16 protein-coding genes are annotated in these 17,156 nt (G+C 59.9%); 11 read left to right on the forward strand and 5 right to left on the reverse strand.

Translation table 11 applies throughout. The features are described 5' to 3' along the window. Positions 1–472: 472 nt before the first annotated feature. Positions 473–790 carry a 2Fe-2S iron-sulfur cluster-binding protein gene (locus FN835_RS18010; protein WP_142664630.1) on the forward strand — a complete coding sequence of 106 codons (318 nt, stop codon included), beginning with the start codon at positions 473–475 and terminating at the stop codon, positions 788–790. 6 nt (positions 791–796) lie between these two features. Here FN835_RS18010 and FN835_RS18015 read toward each other — a convergent pair whose 3' ends face one another. Further along, a complete protein-coding gene (locus FN835_RS18015; RefSeq protein ID WP_142664631.1) occupies positions 797–1,747 on the reverse strand; it encodes a LysR substrate-binding domain-containing protein in 951 nt (316 codons plus the stop codon). Positions 1,748–1,903: 156 nt separating this feature from the next. Beyond that, complete coding sequence (argE, locus tag FN835_RS18020; RefSeq protein ID WP_142664632.1) at positions 1,904–3,061, reverse strand: acetylornithine deacetylase; 1,158 nt, start codon at positions 3,059–3,061, stop codon at positions 1,904–1,906. 229 nt (positions 3,062–3,290) lie between these two features. On the opposite strand from argE, the gene FN835_RS18025 reads away from it, so the two are divergent. The 4 genes from FN835_RS18025 to FN835_RS18040 all read left to right on the forward strand — a co-directional run bounded on the left by FN835_RS18025 (position 3,291) and on the right by FN835_RS18040 (position 6,999). After that, positions 3,291–4,562 carry a flavin-containing monooxygenase gene (locus FN835_RS18025; protein WP_142664633.1) on the forward strand — a complete coding sequence of 424 codons (1,272 nt, stop codon included), beginning with the start codon at positions 3,291–3,293 and terminating at the stop codon, positions 4,560–4,562. 51 nt (positions 4,563–4,613) lie between these two features. Then, the gene (locus FN835_RS18030) at positions 4,614–5,030 is read left to right on the forward strand and encodes a RidA family protein (RefSeq protein WP_142664634.1); all 417 of its coding nucleotides are present in this window, start codon (positions 4,614–4,616) and stop codon (positions 5,028–5,030) included. 4 nt (positions 5,031–5,034) lie between these two features. After that, positions 5,035–5,709 carry a DUF1028 domain-containing protein gene (locus FN835_RS18035; RefSeq protein WP_142664635.1) on the forward strand — a complete coding sequence of 225 codons (675 nt, stop codon included), beginning with the start codon at positions 5,035–5,037 and terminating at the stop codon, positions 5,707–5,709. A gap of 84 nt (positions 5,710–5,793) precedes the next feature. After that, a complete protein-coding gene (locus FN835_RS18040; RefSeq protein ID WP_142664636.1) occupies positions 5,794–6,999 on the forward strand; it encodes an NAD(P)/FAD-dependent oxidoreductase in 1,206 nt (401 codons plus the stop codon). A gap of 2 nt (positions 7,000–7,001) precedes the next feature. Here FN835_RS18040 and FN835_RS18045 read toward each other — a convergent pair whose 3' ends face one another. Beyond that, positions 7,002–7,925: a LysR family transcriptional regulator gene (locus tag FN835_RS18045; protein WP_142664637.1), complete on the reverse strand. Its 924-nt coding sequence runs from the start codon at positions 7,923–7,925 to the stop codon at positions 7,002–7,004. 121 nt (positions 7,926–8,046) lie between these two features. Between FN835_RS18045 and FN835_RS18050 the strand changes: the two genes are divergently transcribed. The 6 genes from FN835_RS18050 to FN835_RS18075 all read left to right on the forward strand — a co-directional run bounded on the left by FN835_RS18050 (position 8,047) and on the right by FN835_RS18075 (position 15,353). Then, on the forward strand, positions 8,047–9,201 hold the full coding sequence (locus tag FN835_RS18050) for an SRPBCC family protein (RefSeq protein ID WP_142664638.1): 1,155 nt from the start codon (positions 8,047–8,049) through the stop codon (positions 9,199–9,201). 5 nt (positions 9,202–9,206) lie between these two features. Further along, positions 9,207–10,367, forward strand: a complete 1,161-nt coding sequence (locus FN835_RS18055; protein WP_246098796.1) for an aromatic ring-hydroxylating oxygenase subunit alpha — start codon at positions 9,207–9,209, stop codon at positions 10,365–10,367. A 385-nt stretch (positions 10,368–10,752) separates the two neighbouring features. After that, positions 10,753–11,883, forward strand: coding sequence for an ABC transporter ATP-binding protein (locus tag FN835_RS18060; RefSeq protein WP_246098797.1), 1,131 nt, complete (start codon positions 10,753–10,755; stop codon positions 11,881–11,883). Positions 11,884–11,967: 84 nt separating this feature from the next. Then, a complete protein-coding gene (locus FN835_RS18065) occupies positions 11,968–13,038 on the forward strand; it encodes an ABC transporter substrate-binding protein (protein ID WP_142664639.1) in 1,071 nt (356 codons plus the stop codon). A gap of 103 nt (positions 13,039–13,141) precedes the next feature. Next, entirely contained in the window at positions 13,142–14,425 is a 1,284-nt protein-coding gene (locus FN835_RS18070; protein WP_142664640.1) for an ABC transporter permease, read from the forward strand. Between the two features lie 4 nt (positions 14,426–14,429). Further along, positions 14,430–15,353, forward strand: a complete 924-nt coding sequence (locus FN835_RS18075; RefSeq protein ID WP_142664641.1) for an ABC transporter permease — start codon at positions 14,430–14,432, stop codon at positions 15,351–15,353. 542 nt (positions 15,354–15,895) lie between these two features. On the opposite strand, the gene FN835_RS18080 is transcribed toward FN835_RS18075, so the two are convergent. Together FN835_RS18080 and FN835_RS18085 are read right to left on the reverse strand one after the other, a co-directional pair. Continuing rightward, positions 15,896–16,132: a hypothetical protein gene (locus FN835_RS18080; RefSeq protein WP_142664642.1), complete on the reverse strand. Its 237-nt coding sequence runs from the start codon at positions 16,130–16,132 to the stop codon at positions 15,896–15,898. Positions 16,133–16,211: 79 nt separating this feature from the next. Further along, the gene (locus tag FN835_RS18085) at positions 16,212–16,901 is read right to left on the reverse strand and encodes a YciE/YciF ferroxidase family protein (RefSeq protein WP_142664643.1); all 690 of its coding nucleotides are present in this window, start codon (positions 16,899–16,901) and stop codon (positions 16,212–16,214) included. Positions 16,902–17,156: the final 255 nt, after the last annotated feature.

Below are 17,156 nucleotides of genomic sequence, written 5' to 3' on the forward strand. Positions count from 1 at the left end.
CCGAACCACGCTATCAGCGTCAATCCAGTCGTCCAGACGATGGGGAAACAGGGAAGCTTGATCGCGCTCAACGCCCTCAATGAATCCAGCCATCTCGACCTCCCGAAACCACGAGAAAGTCTAACACAGAAGGGAGTTTCCACACACCCTCGGCCGGGGCTTCGCCAAGCCGTGCAGCAGGTCAGGTCGACTGAGACGGGCGAGCCTGTAGGCTGCTGTCTCGAAGCCTGCTGCCCGAGAGAGCCATTTCTGCCCCAAAAGCCCTTCGCGGCACATTTTAATTGTTTGCATGCTTTCTGACGCCAAGTCGGAGCCGGAGGCAGCGTCGGCCCAAGCTCCTTCGACAGCACCTAATCTAAGATGAAGCAAACGCTTCTTTCATCACAAGCAAACTCGCGACATCTCTAAAGTTCAATGGGCTGGTCGGAAGCGTTTCCTTCACGACCGCCGATATTCTGACAGGAACTCAGACATGCCGCAAATCACCTGGAGATGTGCATCTGGAAAATCCTTCAGCATCGATGTGGCGGCTGGCCAAAGCCTGATGGAGGCCGCCCGCGATCATGATGTGGATGGGATTTACGGTGATTGTGGCGGCAATCTGGCATGTGCGACCTGTCACGTCGTCGTTCCGCCGGAATGGGTGCCAGTAACGGGCCAGCCGGATGCGATGGAAGACGACATGTTGGATATCGTCGAGACCGGGCGCACCGAAACAAGCCGCCTGAGCTGTCAGATCCTGGCCACCGAAGAGATGGAAGGCATGGTGCTTGACGTTCCGGGTGCCTGACAAAGGTCAGGGCAGTGTTTGATCGTCCTTAACCTGACCCACCAATCGGCTGCGCTGCGTCTGGACCCATGTTTTTGCACTGTCGATGAAGGTCTTGTGCAAGCGGCTCCGCTCGACGCCCCTCGTCATCAGCAGCCCAAGCTTCATCGGGCGCTGCTGCCCGGCCAGCGGAATGAACTTCATCGGGTTGCCGTCGGGGGCAACGTCGTGCATCGGCCTGACATTCACGATCGAATAGCCAAAACCGTTGGCGACCAGGCTCCGCATTACAGCGACATCGCGGGTGCGCTCAACGACATTGGCGCGAAGATTTTCATTTGCAAAGAACGACAGGAAATAGTCCGCGCTTAGCGGCAGGTCCAGAAGCACCATGGGGAACGGCGCCAGTTCCTGCACCGAGACCTCGGACAGATGCGCCAAGGGATGCCCGTCACCCAAGGCGACCAAGGGCGGCAGTTCGATCATCGGCGTAAAGTCGAGATCCTTGGGCAAATCAAGATCGTAGGTAAGTGCCAGATCGATCTTTGCTTGTCGCAGCAAGCTGAACAGTTCGGACTGATCGGACTCTACCTGCGAGATGCGGACCTCGGGATATTGCTCGACAAAGCTGCGCCGCAAGCCAGGCAGCACCACCTGCGCGAAGGTGCTGAGACAGCCGATGGCCAGTGGACCCCGCACCATGCCCGACAGATCGCCTGCAAGGTCACGCAAGGCACCGGCCTGGCGCAGCACGGTCTGCGCATGATCCAGCAGCTTGCGGCCCGCCAAAGTTGGCGTCAGACCCTGCGCATGATGCCGCACGAACAGTTTGACCCCCAGCTCGTCCTCAAGCTGGGAAATGCCCGCCGAAATGGACGGGGATGAGACGTTCACCTGATGCGATGCCGCCGCGATGCTGCCGGTTTCGCCCACCGCGACGAAATATTCCAATTGCCGCAGCGTATAGCGCAGTTGCATCGCCTGTTCCGATCCAGAGGCGCTGAGCGGCCTGCATTTGCTTTCGAAGCCTCTTCGCCTCGCGCCAAGAGCCTGTCGCGGCCTGACCGTTTTGTAAATGGCCCTTTGGGGAGTGCCGGTGACGACAAAAATCGGCCAGCCGGCAACCGTTCCTGCCTAGGTCAGGCTTTCCAGCACCCTGTCCAGCATGCGGTCGCAAGCCGCAAGCTGGCCGACCTCCAGGTATTCATCGGGCTTGTGCCCCTGACCCTCCATGTCGCCGGGGCCGCAGACGACCGTCGGAATGCCGATGCCAGCGAAATATCCCGCCTCTGTGCCAAAGGCCACTTTAATGGGTGCCTCGTTGCCGCTGAAGCCCGACACCCGATGCACCACCGGATCGTCCTGATAGACGGTTAGCCCCGGGTAGGCATTCGTCGTTTCGACGACAATGTCTGCTTCGGGACAGATCGCCTGATAGGGCCGCAGCAGGTGCTCGATCTCACTGTTCAGGCGCTCGATGAAATCGGCGGGATCATCGCCGCCGATATGGCGCAGTTCGAATTCAAGCGTCGCGAGATCCGCCACGATATTGAGAGCAGTCCCGCCCTGAACCCTTCCCACATGCACGGTCGAATAGGGAATGTCATAAGCATGGTCATGCCCGGCACTTGCGGCATATTCATCCTGAAGCTGGCGCAGAATACCGATCAGATCTGCGGCAAGGTGCAAGGCGTTGACGTATTTCGGCGCCAGCGAAGAATGTCCTGCCTGACCGCGACAAGTCGCGCGAAAGGCCACCTTGCCCTTATGCCCGATGGCCGGCCGCATGGACGTAGGCTCTCCGACGATGCAAAGTTCGGGCTGCCAGCGCAGCGCCTGATAGCCAGGCAGCATCTCGCGGATGCCGGTGCAGCCGACCTCTTCGTCATACGAGATGCACATCATCAGTGGCCGCTTCAAAGCGACGCCGCGCGTGCGCCCTGCCAAGGCCAGCATTGCGGCCAGGAAACCTTTCATGTCGGTCGTGCCGCGGCCATATAACCGCTCGCCATCCTGGGTCAGGGTAAATTCAGGGCGCGACCAGTTCTGGCCGGTCACCGGCACGACATCGCTATGTGCCGACAGCATGATGCCCCCTGAACCCTCTCCCAGCCGGGCGAGCAAGCCCGCCTTGGGGCCAGTCTGACTGGGCAAATGGTGCACCTGAAAACCGGCGTCCCGCAGATGATCTTCGGCGAACTGGATCAGTGCCAGATTGCTTTGCGCACTGACCGTCTGAAAGGAAATCAGGCGTTCGAGCAGCGCCAGCGTCGCGTCATATGGTTTCGTCATGGCTCCACCAAACCACAGTTTTTCCCCGCCTACCCTTTCCCAGTTCGCGGCCGGGCGAAAATAGCTTCTTCCATGTTCTTGCTGCGGCAAAACCTAAGCAAGATGTTTAGGATCAGCCTAATCCTTGCTCTAGGATTTCGTAATTTTCGGCCAATGTGCAGGCCGCTAGCTTCTCCAGATGACAGGGCTGCGTGTCATGCGCCCCACCAATCCGGAAAAGGATGCCGAAATGTCAGTGGAGAAAACCGACACACTTGTGATCGGCGCGGGTCAAGCGGGCGTGGCAATGAGTGAACATCTTCGCAATGCCGGAGTGCCGCATCTGGTTCTTGAAAGGGACCGCATTGCCGAACGCTGGCGCAGCGGGCGCTGGGATTCGCTGGTGGCGAACGGCCCGGCATGGCACGACCGCTTTCCGGGGCTGGAGTTTTCCGGCGACCCGGACGCCTTTGTCGGCAAGGATCAGGTCGCCGATTACTTCGAGGCTTACGCCAAGAAATTCGACGCCCCGATCCGCTGTGGCGTCGAGGTGCAGGAGGTGCGTCGCAATTCGGACCGTTCCGGCTTTACGGTGACCACCTCGCAAGGCGTCATCGAAGCCGAGCGGATCGTGGCCGCCACGGGACCGTTTCAGGTCCCGGTAATCCCGCCCGTCGTCCCAGAGCAGACCGACATTTTTCAGATCCATTCTGCGCAATACCGCAATCCACAGCAATTGCCCGATGGCGCCGTTCTGGTCGTCGGGGCCGGATCGTCCGGCGTGCAGATCGCCGATGAGCTGATGCAGTCGGGGCGCAAGGTCTATCTGTCCGTCGGCCCGCATGACCGTCCACCCCGCGCCTATCGCGGTCGGGATTTCTGCTGGTGGCTGGGCGTCCTTGGAAAGTGGGACATGTCGGCCCCGAAACCGGGCACGGAACACGTCACCATCGCGGTCAGCGGTGCAAAAGGTGGCCAGACGATCGATTTCCGCCGCTTGGCACAGGAAGGCATGACCCTGCTGGGCATGACTCAAAGCTGGGATAGCGGCACTTTGTCTTTCGCCGACGATCTAAGCCGCAATCTGGCGAATGGCGATGCAAACTATCTGTCGATCCTTGACGAAGCGGACGCCTATGCCGCGCAGAACGCCCTGGACCTGCCGCAAGACCCCGAGGCTCGCAAACGCTTTCCCGACGCACCCTGCATCTCGCATCCGATCCTTGCGCTTGACCTGGGCAAGGAGAACATCCGCACGATCATCTGGGCGACCGGATTTGCCGTCGATTACAGCTGGATCAAGGTCGACGGCTTCGACGAAAAGGGGCGGCCGCTGCATCATCGCGGCGTGTCTGTGGTTCCCGGCATCTATTTCCTGGGCCTGCCCTGGCAATCGCGCCGCGGCTCCAGCTTTATCTGGGGCGTGTGGCACGACGCCAAGCATGTCGCGGAACAGATCGGCATTCAGCGCAAATACATGGACTATCACTTGGAAGCTTCCCGCGTGTCCGAAACTGCGTAAGCCAGCATCGCTTTCCCAATCACCATGACAAACCTGACCACGGAGACCGACATGGCCCATCACCGCATCCGCAAGTTCAACACCAAAGAAACCTATCCCGAGCAGAAGCTTGACAACGACCTGTGCCAGGCCGTCGTCACGCAGGGCGGCAAGATCGTCTGGCTGCGCGGCCAGTGCCCGCAGAACCTCGACGACGCCAAGAACATCGAAAGCCACGATCCCGTCGAACAGACCCACAAGGTCATGCAGAACATCAGGCAGCTGATCGAGGAAGCCGGCGGCAGCATGGAGCATCTCGTCAAGGTTGTGGTCTACATCACCGACGTGCGCCACCGCGAAGCCGTCTATCGCACGATGGGCGAATATCTGAAGGGCGTGCATCCGGTGTCGACCGGGCTGGTCGTGCAGGCGCTGGCGCGCCCGGAATGGCTGGTCGAAATCGACGGCACCGCCGTTATCCCGGATTGAGGCGATGACTTTCTCGGTTGTCGCCCGCTGCGCCGAAACGGGCATGTTCGGACTTGCGATCTCATCTTCGTCACCGGCTGTCGCGGCGCGCTGCTCATATGCGCGGGCCGGTGTCGGGGCGGTTGCCACGCAGAATGTGACCGATCCCAGTCTGGGGCCGTTGGGTCTTGATCTGCTGGAGCAGGGTCTTAGCGCCGTCGACGCCGTGGCGAAGTTGCGCCAGATGGGCAAGTTCATCGAATATCGGCAGGTGCTGGCGGTCGACCGAAATGGCCTGACCGCCATTCACTCGGGCCCGAATTCGCTGGGGATCTGGACCCAGGCACAGGCGGAGGATGTCGCCTCGGGTGGCAACATGCTGGCCAATGAGGGCGTTCCGCAGGCGATCATCAACGGCTTTCTGTCGGCGGACGGCCATATCGGCGACCGGCTGATCGCCGCCATGCGTGCGGGCATCGCCCAGGGTGGCGAGGCCGGGCCGGTCCATTCGGCGGGCCTGAAGATCGTGGACAAGGTGTCGTGGCCCGTGGCCGACCTGCGCTGCGACTGGACCGAGGATTGCCCGATCGAAGCCGTCGCCAGCCTGTGGGATCTCTACAGGCCGCAGCTTGACGCCTATGTCCAGCGTGCGCTGGACCCGCGCGAGGCGCCGTCCTACGGCGTGCCGGGCGACGAATGACAGTCCGTGGCGCAGCCTGACCCGGCTGCGCCATCCATTCGCGGGCATCGCTTCGCGGCACATCCAGAGCAGATTGGGGAACAGATGCGTCATGTCGTCATCATCGGGGCTGGTCAGGCAGGTGCGGCCTGCGCGGCGAAACTGCGGGCGCTGAAATTCGACGGCGAAATCACGATGATCGGCGACGAGCCGTCGCCGCCATATCAGCGCCCCCCATTGTCCAAAGCCTATCTGCTTGGAGATATCGAGCAGGAACGGCTGTGGCTGCGCTCGGCCGAGTTCTGGGCGGAACACCGGATCAATCTGAGGCTGGGCCAGCCGGTTTCGGCCATCGACACCTCGGCAAGGCAGCTGCAACTGGGCGATGAGCGGCTGAGCTATGACGAACTGGTGCTCGCAACCGGCTCGGCGCCGCGTCTCCTGCCGGCAGCCATCGGCGGCGATCTGGACGGAGTCTTCACCGTTCGGACATTGGCCGACGTGGATCGCATGCGCGCCGATTTCGCGCCCGGTCGCGACCTCGTGGTCATTGGCGGCGGCTATATCGGGCTTGAAGCCGCTGCTGTTGGGCGCAAGCTTGGGCTGAATGTCACGGTGGTCGAGATGGCCCCACGTATCCTGCAACGCGTCGCCGCATCCGAGACCGCCGACTATTTCCGCAAACTGCACGGCGACAACAAGGTGCGGCTTCTTGAAGGCACCGGCGTCGAGCGGCTTTTGGGTGAAACCCGCGTGCGCGCGGTGAAGCTGCAGGACGGTCGCGAACTGCCCGCGGATTTCGTCATCGCAGGCATCGGCATCACCCCTTGCGATACGCTTGCATCTGCGGCCGGCATCGCGGTCCAGAACGGCATCCGCACGGATGCGCAGGGACGGACCTCGGCCGCGCATGTCTGGGCTGCCGGGGATTGCGCCTCATTTCCGCTGGGCGGTCAGCACGTGAGGCTGGAATCGGTCGGGCACGCCATCGATCAGGCAGAGCTTGTCGCGGCAAATATCCTGGGCGCGGCGAAAGACTATGTCCCGAAACCCTGGTTCTGGTCGGATCAATACGATTGCAAGCTGCAGATCGTGGGGCTGAACACCGGATATGACCGCACCGTGGTCAGGGCCGCAGAGGGCGCGCCGACCAGCGTTTGGTACTTCGCGGCAGAACGCCTGCTGGCGGTCGATGCCATGAACGATCCCAAAGCCTTCATGATCGGCAAGCGTCTCATCGAGGCGGGCAAGACCGTCGATGCTGCAATATTGGCCGACGCAGCTACGGACCTGAAGGCACTGATGCGCTAGGGTCAACTGACCGGCTTGCCGACCGCCTCGGTGAAATAGCTGCGCGCATGTTCGGCGAAGCGTCGCGCGACAAGGCCACGATGCACGCCTTCGCGGGACGCGAGCACGATGCGCAGCGGGCGTACATTGTCCGTGATCGCCAATGTCCTGACCTCGCGCCCGTCATAAGTCTCGGACGATGGCGGGCGCATGACCAGGAAGGTAAAGCCAAAGCCCGCAGCGACCGCGCTTCGCACCGCCTCAAGCGACGAAGACACATAGGAAATGCGGGGCGTCATGCCGTTTTCGGCCAATAGTCCTTCGAAATAATGCCGGCTACCCGGTCCATCCAGCATGACATATGGATCGCTCTCAAGCTCGGACAGGCTGATCGAGGTGCGATGGGCCAGCGGATGATCGGCGGAAACGACGACCATCGGTTGCAAGGACGCCAGCTCCAGCAGGTTCAGCCCAGTTGTATCCGCCCCCCTGTCATAGGTCAGCGCGAAATCCAGCGATCCCTCACGCACGGCTTCGGCAAGGTTCACCAGTGACATCTCGTGCGGCGTGATGGTCAAGGCAGGCTCTGCTTTGGCAAAACGGCGGATCAGATCGACCGCGAAGAACGGGGTAAGCGTCCAGAACACGCCCAACCGGATTTCGCCCGCCAGCTCGGCGGCGAGCGCCGCCGCTTCGCGCTCGACCTGGGCTGCCTGCTCTTCCAGTTTTAGCACATGCTCAAGGAATGAGCGGCCCTGAACCGTCAAGGTCAGTCCTCTCGCATGATGGCGATCGAACAGGATCAGACCCGTCACCGCCTCCAGCTTTTCAAGTGCCTGCGCTACCGACGGTTGGGAGATGTTCAGTACCCGCGCGGCCTGCGCAATTCCACCATGTTCCGCGACTGCACGAAAATAGCTGCATTGCCGCAAAGTAAAGCGAACCATATTTTTACGACCCAATCATCGGATATATGAATTTTTACCTTGTTTGAAAAAACGTCAAGATGAGGTGTAGCCCTTTGGCCCAAACCGCACTCAGGCCAATGCAAACACAAGGAGGTCAGCCATGACGCAAGTTCAACCCATCAGAGAATTGCTCGCAGCCGCAAGCCGCCCACTGGTAGATGCGCGGGCGATGCCGCCTTCGGTCTATAGCAGCTCCGATTTCCTGGCAGTTGAGAATGAATCCATCTTTGCCCGCGACTGGGTCTGTGTCGGTCGCGCCAGCAGCCTGCCCAATGTCGGCGACTACATCACACATGAACTGGCAGGTCAGCCGGTCGTGATCCTGCGCGACCGCGACAACCAGATCAGGGCCTTGTCGAACGTGTGTCTGCACCGCATGTCGACGATCGTCGAGGGCAGCGGCAACAAGCGCGTGCTAGTCTGCCCCTACCACGCCTGGACCTACGATCTGAGCGGCCAACTGCGCGGTGCGCCGTTCATGACAGAGACGACCGGTTTTTGCAAAGAAAGCTATAAGCTGCCCCAAATCCGCTGTGAGGAGTGGCTTGGATGGATCTATATCACACTGAACAAAGACCGCCCCAGCGTGGCGCAGGATCTGGCCGAGGTCGAGCAGATGATCTCGCAGTATCAGGTCCAGAACTATACCGAATGCTTCCGTGAAACCCATGTGTGGGACACGAACTGGAAGGTTCTCGCCGAAAACTTCATGGAAAGTTACCATCTTCCTGTCTGTCATGCTGCCACAGTCGGCGGACACTCGAAGCTGGAGGAGATGGACTGTCCCCCCGGACTAAGGAACTTCAACTACCACTGGATCACCAAAGAGGCGTCGCTGCCGATCGGCAATGCCCACCCGGACAATACGCGGCTGGAAGGGCGGTGGCGCAAGACAACTGCGCTGCTGACACTTTATCCAAGCCATCTGATCACACTCACGCCGGGATATTTCTGGTATCTGTCGCTGCAGCCGCACGGCACTGGTCAGGTCTCGATGATCTTCGGCGGCGGTCTTTCACCCGAATTCATGGCGGATCCGAAGGCCGAAGAATACATCACCTCGCTGAAAACCTTGCTGGACGAGGTCAACGTCGAGGATCGCGGTTGCACCGAAAAGGTCTTCCGGGGGCTGAGCGCAGATGCGGCGAAACCTGGACATCTGTCCTATCTGGAACGTCCGATTTACGACTTCATGCAGTATATCGCCGATCGGACCGCAGGGTTCGAACGCTCGTTTGCTCTGGCAGCGGAGTAGGGCGGATGGCTTTTGATAGCGGAAGCAAAGTTGATGCCATGAATGCGACGCTGCACGATGTTGCGGCGCTGCACGAACACGAGGCCCAGTGCTTGCCGGGTCGTTTTTACACAGATCCGGACTATTTCCGTTATGAGGTCGACACGTTTCTCTCCAAAGAGTGGCATGCACTTGGGCGGGCTGACGAGATCCCCAAACCGGGCGACTATTTCGTAACCCAGCTCTTCGATGAGCCGCTGCTGGTCGTGCGTGGCGACGATGACGAGGTGCGCATCCTATCGAACCTGTGTCGGCACCGCGGCATGCCGCTGGTGGAAGGAACAGGGTCGACCCGTCGCTTTGTCTGCGCCTATCACGCGTGGACCTATGGGCGAAGCGGGCAACTGATCAACGCCCCGCGCATGCGCGATAAGGGCGTGACCGACAAGAACTGCAGCCTACCGACCTTTCGTTGCGAGGTGTGGAACGGCTTTATCTATGTCAACCTGGACGACTCGGCCGCACCGCTCGCGCCGCGATTGGGTCAGTTGGAAAACCTGCTTGGCAACTATCGTCCGTCCGAGATGCGGATTGTCCGCACCTTTGAAGAGGACTGGCACACGAACTGGAAATGTCTGGTCGAGAACTTCATGGAGGCCTACCACCTTTCGGTTGTCCACCCCGAGACGCTGCATCCCTATACCCCGACCGGGCTAAGTCGGAAATCGATGTCGGATGACAGCTTCACCTCCTATTGCGCGAACTATCCGGACGCGGCCGCATCGCGCGGAACGGGCGCGGAGGGGCTGACCGAGGAAGAGCGGCGGCGTTCGACGTTGTTCAACCTTTTCCCGGCCCAGATTGCAAGTCAGGCGGCGACCCTGCTGGTGTCGTTTTCGATCAAGCCGCTGGCAGTCGATCGGATCAGGGTCCGATGGACCATGTCGACCCTCGGCGACGAGCTGACACAAGACGAGCTCGAGGAGCGGATCGCACTTTGGCACGAAGTGAACCGCGAAGATCGCGAAAAGCTTGAAAAGATGCAGCGCGCCCTTGCGTCGCGTCACGCGCCATCGGGACAGCTTGCGCCGCGTGACTACGAGGGCACGATCTGGGATTTCTACCGATACCTCAGCAGGCAAATCCCCGCGGTCGGCTCACCGCTGCGGGCCGTGGCCGGAGGCTGACAACAAGCCGAGGCCGGGAGTCGATCCCGGCCCTCAGCCCGTCGGCAGACCAAACTGCGGGGAACAACTGTCGCCGGCAGCGCAGTGAATGCGCCATGCGGTGGACGGACTTTCAATGACTGGCGGCGGTGCGGGCAGCATGCCGCCTTTTTTGTTTGAGCTGCTGAAAAACCGATCATCCCTTCTACCAAAATCGCCCAGCCGACCCTGATTTCCCGAAGATTAGCATCACCCTAATCAGCGTAATGGAATTGCGTAATTTACCCGGTCCATCGCAGTTCTGATGATGCCTCAACACTCATGCGATTGGGATCAAGAGCTGAGCAGAACCAGACGGCGACACCCGTAAAAGCGCGTTCGTCAAAAAATCGATAGGGAGCCAAAGTTGAGCACAGCTACCGCGGCCCGGATCAATCCGGAAGACGACGTGAAGGACAGCTTCGTCTCGTTCGAACGCGTTCAGAAAAGCTATGACGGCGAAACGCTGGTGGTCAAGGATCTGAACCTGACCATCGCCAAAGGTGAATTCCTGACCATGCTTGGCCCCTCTGGCTCAGGCAAGACCACCTGCCTGATGATGCTGGCGGGGTTTGAAACTGCGACTTCAGGCGAGATCCTGCTGGCCGGGCGCCCGATCAATTCTGTGCCGCCGCACAAGCGCGGGATCGGCATGGTTTTCCAGAACTACGCGCTTTTTCCCCATATGACGGTCGGTGAAAACCTGGCTTTCCCGCTGAAGGTGCGAGGCCTAGGCAAAGCGGAACGCGATGCGAAGATCGTGCGCGCTCTGGATATGGTCCAAATGGGCAGGCTGGTGAACAGACGGCCTGCACAGATGTCGGGCGGCCAGCAGCAGCGCATCGCCTTAGCGCGCGCCTTGGTGTTCGACCCCCAACTGGTGCTGATGGACGAGCCGCTGGGCGCATTGGACAAGCAGCTGCGCGAACATATGCAATTCGAGATCAAGCGCCTTCACGAAGAGCTTGGGATTACCGTGGTCTATGTCACGCATGACCAGGGCGAGGCCCTGACGATGTCTGATCGCGTCGCCGTGTTCAACGACGGCCGCATTCAGCAACTCGCGCCCCCAGCCGAGCTTTACGAACGCCCCGTCAACAGCTTCGTCGCCCAGTTCATCGGCGAGAACAACAAGCTGCCTGGACGTATCGAGGCGTTGGGACAAGGTGTGGCCACGGTGCGGCTCGTGACCGGTGAGCTGATCGACGCGACCCCGGTCAATATCACGGCCGCGGGGCAGGAAACGCTGGTCTCGATCCGGCCCGAACGTATCGAGTTCAAGCCCGAGATGATGCCCGCAGGCGCGCATCGGATCGGCGCACAGGTGCTTGACGTGATCTACATGGGCGACGTGCTGCGGGTTCGCATGAAGGTCGCGGGGTCCGAGGATTTCGTCATGAAATGTCGCAACACCTTGGGTCAGCGCCGCTTCAAACCCGGCGAGCTGGTCGAGATCGGCTGGCACCCTGAGGATGCGCGCGCGCTGGACCCGATTTAAGCACCGGGTGGTCGGCGCGCACTCTCGCTCTCGCAACAAGAAAGGCCGGAAAGGCCAGACATCACTCAACTGGGAGAAAGTAAGATGAAGAAGTTCCTAGCACTCAGCTGCGCCTTTTCGACCTTCGCTTTCGCGGCGCAGGCCGACATCACCGTCGTCAGCTGGGGCGGTGCGTATGAGAAAAGCCAAGTCGAAGCTTACAACAAGCCCTTCATGGCCCAGACAGGCACAAAGATCACCATGACCTCGGCAGACAATCCTGCGGGGCCGATCAAGTCGATGGTCGAGTCGGGCAACGTGACGATCGACGTGGCCGACTTGGAATACACCGATGCATTGCGCCTTTGCGACGAGGGCCTGCTTGAACCGATCGATCCCGCCAGTCTGCCGCCGGCACCGGATGGTACGCCCGCCACCGAGGATTTCCTTGAGGGTGCGGTGACCGAATGTGCCATCGCGTCGATGGTGTTTTCAAACGTCTACGGCTTCGACACCACCAAGTTTTCCGATCAGAAACCCAGCACCATCGCTGATTTCTTCGATCTGGAAAAATTTCCGGGCAAGCGCGGCATGCGTAAGACCGCCAAGGCCAATCTCGAGATGGCCTTGATGGCCGATGGCGTGGCGCCCGGCGATGTCTATGCGACGCTGGAGACGCCTGAGGGCCTGGACCGCGCCTTCGCGATGCTCGACAAGATCAAGGGGCAGACCGTCTGGTGGGAGGCCGGTGCCCAGCCGCCGCAACTGTTGGCGGATGGCGAGGTCGCGATGACCACTGCGTATAATGGCCGCCTGTTCAGCGCCGTGGTGACCGAAGGCAAGCCCTTTGAGGTCGTCTGGGATGGCCAGGTCTATGAATACGAGCTGTTTGGCATCCCGAAGGGTGCGCCGAACAAGGATGAGGCGCTGGAATACATCAAATTCGCCACCGGCACCCAACGGCTCGCCGACCAGACGAAATGGATCAGCTACGGACCCGCGCGGAAATCTTCGCTGCCTCTGGTCGGCTTGTTCGAGGACGGCAAGACCGAAATGGCTCCGAACATGCCCACCGCCGAGGCCAATATGAAACGCTCTCTGCGTACCTCGGTTGATTTCTGGGTCGATCGGGATGTCGAGATCAGCGAGCGCTTCAATACCTGGCTCACCAACTGATCCCATAGATCGCTTCCTGACGCTGAAGGGAGCGGGATTTTAAACCGACAATCGGGCGGCGAACTCAACCTGCCGCCCTTTTTTGTTGTCTTGGAGTAATCTCATGGCAGATCTCTCTGCGAATGGCGCCATCACCGGCAGCAACGTCGCGGTGACGCCACTTTCCACAACGGATGGACGCTCGCTGAAAACGGCGCTGGCCGCCGCACAATCCCGCGCCAAGCGCCGCGCCCTGCTGCTGGTTCTGCCGCTGCTGTTGTTCATCCTGATCAGTTTCGTCCTGCCGATTGGGCAGATGCTGCTGCGCTCAGTGCATAATGACGCCTTTTCGGCGAATATGCCGGTGCTGTCGGCCTGGTTCGACGAAAACCCCGGAAAAGCACCGGATGAGGCAGCCTACTCGGCTCTTGTCTCTGACCTGCGTCAGGCAAGGGCAGACAAGACTGCCGGACTGATCGGCACACGCGTGAACTACGACCTTGCCGGGTCGCGTTCGATGTTCACGGCCGCAGCCCGCAAGGCCCCGGAACTGGAGCCGCCCTACCGTGATGCTGTCCTTGCCATCAATGCGGACTGGGGAAACCCTGCATTGTGGCAGGCGATGCGTTCGGCATCGACGCCTTACACCGCGAATTTCTATCTTGCCGCGCTGGACATGACGCGCGACCCGCAAGGCAATATCGTCCGGGTCGAGGAAAGCCGCAGAATCTACGTTTCGCATTTCGTGAAAACATTCGTGTTTTCCGGCGTCATCACCGCGATTTGCCTGATCCTTGCCTATCCGGTCGCGCATATGTTGGCGACACTGCCGCTGGGCAAGTCCAACCTGCTGATGATCCTAGTGCTCTTGCCGTTCTGGACCTCGCTTCTGGTGCGGACGACGAGCTGGATGGTGCTGCTTCAGGAACAAGGCGTGGTCAACAACGCGCTGGTTGCCACCGGCACGGTGGACCCAGCCAATCGGCTATCGATGATGTACAATCAAACTGGCACCGTCATCGCCATGGTGCATATCCTTCTGCCGTTCATGATCCTGCCGCTTTACGCCGTGATGCGTCCGATCAAGCCGCATTACGTTCGCGCCGCGCGCAGCCTTGGCGCCAGCAGCTGGACCGCGTTTCGTCAGGTCTATCTGCCCCAGACATTGCCCGGCATCGGCGCGGGCGCCCTTCTGGTTTTCATTCTGGCCGTCGGTTACTACATCACGCCCGCCCTTGTTGGCGGGGCCAGCGGCCAGATGATTTCGAACTTCATCGCCTATCACATGCAAAGCAGCCTGAATTGGTCCATGGCCGCGGCATTGGCGGCGATCCTGCTGGCGGCAGTGCTGCTGCTTTACTGGCTCTATGACCGCCTTGTCGGCATCGACAACATCAAGCTGGGGTAAGTCCATGTCACTTCCAATATATGCTACGCCGCTTGAAAAAACTTGGCATCATATCCGGCGGATCCTGTGCTGTCTGGTCTTTCTGTTCCTGATCGCGCCGATACTGATCGTGATCCCGCTCAGCTTCAACGCCGAGCCATATTTCACCTTCACGCAAAAGATGCTGTCGCTTGATCCGACCGGTTTCTCGCTGCGTTGGTATGACGCGTTGCTGACGACGGGCATGCATGCCCCTGAAGCCGCGCGCGGTTCATCCTGGTGGCGGGACATGTGGGAACACGCGCAATGGATTTCAGCCGCCAAGAATTCGATGATCGTCGGCTTCTTCTCGACGCTGCTCGCCACAACGCTTGGAACCCTTGCAGCCTTGGGTCTCAGCCGCCCAGAGATGCCCGCCCGCCGTATCATCATGGCGGTGTTGATCTCGCCGATGATTGTCCCGATCATCATCACGGCGACGGGCCTGTTCTTTTTCTACTCGTCAATCCGTATTCAGGACTGGGGCATTCCCTATCTTGGCATCATTTTGGCGCACTCGATATTGGGCATCCCTTTTGTCATCATCACGGTGACTGCAACACTTGTCGGCTTTGACCATTCCTTAACGCGGGCCGCTGCATCGATGGGCGCCACCCCATGGACGACATTCCGAAGCATCACGTTGCCGTTGATTCTTCCGGGCATGATCTCTGGCGCGCTGTTCGCGTTCGTCACGTCATTTGATGAGGTCGTCGTGGTCATGTTCATCGCCAGCCCCGACGAGCAGACAATTCCCCGGCAGATGTGGAACGGCATCCGTGAGAGCATCAGTCCTGCGATCCTGTCGGTCGCGACCATTTTGGTAGTCTTCTCGGTTTTGCTTCTCACTGCTGTTGAGCTGCTTCGTCGGCGCAGCGAAAAGATGAGGGCTGCCGACACTTCCATTTAGGTCTAATCGAGAATTCCGGTTTGGGCTGTAATTTGGTGTCCAAAGTCGTTCAGTTGATGCAGTTTGCGCCGGAGCTTGGGCCGACGGAACGGTGGTGAAGGCGGGCCTCCACTATAGCTAATCCAGTTGTGCCGCGGAGCGCACCAACGGCGGCTTTGGGAAATGCCGCCGCGCAGCATCGGCGAGGCTCGACCGGCGGCTATGGGCCGCGCCTGTGTGGAAACAGGTGGTTAGCGGCGCGCGGGGAATCCGTGGTTGTCACTGCGGCTGATCCGCATCGACCACGTCAGCTGGCGATTTCAGCTGACAGACGCCGGATGCCGATCCGGGAGATGGTCCGTTTGACGTTATAGGCGAGGACGTTCAGTGCCATTTCCGTCCTGACGTTCGGTAGGCGCCTTGTTAGGAAGTGCGTTTCGCAAACACCCGTGAAATGGTCACGCGGCTCTGATCGACCATGAAGGCGATGGTCAGACGGCGCTCAAATCCGTTTTTGTTCCGGTCGGTGTCATTCAGCCGCTTGCCGACGTTTTCGAACGCGGCTAGTTCTTGCGAAGCCGATCGCGAATTGCTTGCTCGATTTGCTGATCAGTCTTCTCAGCCTCGACATCGGCCTGCAGAATATTCGCCGCCAGCGAGCCGAGTGCAGACCAGATTTCGTCTCGCATCCAACCCGCCGTGGCGGCCTGATCGGCAATTTCTAGGACAGCTTCTTCAAGGGCCCCTTTGCAATCCAATGCGCGATCCGCATAAGGCCCAAGTTGCTTTGGTCCGCGCATGTTGTTTGCCTATCAGCTAGTAGCGTGTCGTCCGACAATGACCCCTGCCTAGAGGACAGGGGTCAGCGACATCGCCGGGTCAGGCAGCCGCGCTGTCATCTTCATCGTCATATTCCGCAGCCGCGTCGTTGACCGAACTTTCGGCCAAGTCGTTAAGCTTCTGATCTGCGGCCTTTTCCTGTTCGAGGATGGAATCGATGTGATCGCGCACCTCATCAAGTCCCAAGGCATCAGCGAAAGCGCGGATCGACCCATAGCGCGTGATTTCGTAATGCTCGACCGCCTGACAACTGAAGATGATGGCAGCGTCGGCGGCAACTGAGTCGCCGAAATCCTCCAACAAGCTTTCACCTTCTTCGAGGATTCCATCAATCGCTTCGCATTTCTCCCCCCGCGCGCGCTTGCCCATCACCTCGAACACGCTCTCGAGGGTATCAATCTGGCCGGCGGTTTCTTCACGATGATGCTGCAACGCTTCCTTGAGGTCAGGATGATCGGCCTTTCTGATCATCTTCGGGAGCGCGCGATAAATCTTCTTCTCAGCGTAATAGATGTCCTTGAGCGCGTGCTCCAACAGGTCGGAAAGCGATTTCTGCTCTTTCGGGCTGCGGCGCGAAGCGGCGCGCTTGGCCACGGCCTGCGAGCGCTTCGTCCGAGCCGCGCCCGTGGCCTTGGTTGTGGACTTGCCCTCTTCCCGGGCTTTCTTGCGGGTGGCCGTTGCCGACTTTTTCGCGCTGCCTGACTGTGCTGTGGTCGAGTTCGTGCTCATCTTCAGCTCCTGTTTGAGGACCTATTGCGGTCGGAGCTAAAAGCCGAGTGTGGCGGCAGCGGTTCCTGTTTCCTGTGATGCATTAATTTAAGTTCTGCGACGCAATTTTGAGGAACAACGAGGCTGCTCCATGTCACCCCTTGGGTTTGCGTTAGACTTCAGTCAACTCTGTCTGATTGCAGTGCGCCATCGGGAAGCGGGCACTGCATGGCTCACGCCTCTTCCCATGGCAGCGTCAGCCACGCCCACCGTCTA

Source organism: Paracoccus laeviglucosivorans, assembly GCF_900182695.1.
In the GTDB taxonomy this organism is placed as follows: Bacteria; Pseudomonadota; Alphaproteobacteria; order Rhodobacterales; family Rhodobacteraceae; genus Paracoccus; species Paracoccus laeviglucosivorans.

Bases quoted from the DNA above. Each gene is read 5' to 3' on its own strand.
- FN835_RS18010 (WP_142664630.1), top strand. From the start codon at position 473: ATGCCGCAAATCACCTGGAGATGTGCATCTGGAAAATCCTTCAGCATC.
- FN835_RS18015 (WP_142664631.1), bottom strand. From the start codon at position 1,747: ATGCAACTGCGCTATACGCTGCGGCAATTGGAATATTTCGTCGCGGTG.
- argE (WP_142664632.1), bottom strand. From the start codon at position 3,061: ATGACGAAACCATATGACGCGACGCTGGCGCTGCTCGAACGCCTGATT.
- FN835_RS18025 (WP_142664633.1), top strand. From the start codon at position 3,291: ATGTCAGTGGAGAAAACCGACACACTTGTGATCGGCGCGGGTCAAGCG.
- FN835_RS18030 (WP_142664634.1), top strand. From the start codon at position 4,614: ATGGCCCATCACCGCATCCGCAAGTTCAACACCAAAGAAACCTATCCC.
- FN835_RS18035 (WP_142664635.1), top strand. From the start codon at position 5,035: ATGACTTTCTCGGTTGTCGCCCGCTGCGCCGAAACGGGCATGTTCGGA.
- FN835_RS18040 (WP_142664636.1), top strand. From the start codon at position 5,794: ATGCGTCATGTCGTCATCATCGGGGCTGGTCAGGCAGGTGCGGCCTGC.
- FN835_RS18045 (WP_142664637.1), bottom strand. From the start codon at position 7,925: ATGGTTCGCTTTACTTTGCGGCAATGCAGCTATTTTCGTGCAGTCGCG.
- FN835_RS18050 (WP_142664638.1), top strand. From the start codon at position 8,047: ATGACGCAAGTTCAACCCATCAGAGAATTGCTCGCAGCCGCAAGCCGC.
- FN835_RS18055 (WP_246098796.1), top strand. From the start codon at position 9,207: ATGGCTTTTGATAGCGGAAGCAAAGTTGATGCCATGAATGCGACGCTG.
- FN835_RS18065 (WP_142664639.1), top strand. From the start codon at position 11,968: ATGAAGAAGTTCCTAGCACTCAGCTGCGCCTTTTCGACCTTCGCTTTC.
- FN835_RS18070 (WP_142664640.1), top strand. From the start codon at position 13,142: ATGGCAGATCTCTCTGCGAATGGCGCCATCACCGGCAGCAACGTCGCG.
- FN835_RS18075 (WP_142664641.1), top strand. From the start codon at position 14,430: ATGTCACTTCCAATATATGCTACGCCGCTTGAAAAAACTTGGCATCAT.
- FN835_RS18080 (WP_142664642.1), bottom strand. From the start codon at position 16,132: ATGCGCGGACCAAAGCAACTTGGGCCTTATGCGGATCGCGCATTGGAT.
- FN835_RS18085 (WP_142664643.1), bottom strand. From the start codon at position 16,901: ATGAGCACGAACTCGACCACAGCACAGTCAGGCAGCGCGAAAAAGTCG.